Origin of the sequence: Ciceribacter ferrooxidans (assembly GCF_004137355.1) — a bacterium.
Classification (GTDB): domain Bacteria; phylum Pseudomonadota; class Alphaproteobacteria; order Rhizobiales; family Rhizobiaceae; genus Allorhizobium; species Allorhizobium ferrooxidans.
Genome location: NZ_SDVB01000422.1, coordinates 1 through 251, shown reverse-complemented (window position 1 = coordinate 251; position 251 = coordinate 1). Strand labels below are relative to the sequence as shown.

Sequence of the window (251 nt, the reverse complement as noted above, 5' to 3'; positions counted from 1 at the left end):
CCTGTATTCTTAAACAGGGGCGAGTTTGCAGCCTTAGCATCGGCAGTCCATGGGAAACCAAACTGTGCATGGGTCAGATCCGAGAACATAATGCCAACGAGCGCGTTCTCCGGTCGGCCTACTACAGGATCGCGCCACATAGAAGTGACAACTGAATTATCCTGATTATACATAGGATCGCGAGCAAGATCTGCATTATCGGTCTGCACCTTATAGCAAATAATGTTTCGCTTAGCAACTCCTTTACTATC

At 47.4% G+C, this 251-nt stretch carries 1 protein-coding gene; it reads right to left on the bottom strand.

The genetic code is table 11. The annotated features are described in order from the left end of the window. On the bottom strand, nt 1-251 hold a 251-nt coding region (locus EUU22_RS25740), incomplete at both ends, for a N,N-dimethylformamidase beta subunit family domain-containing protein (RefSeq protein WP_205687976.1).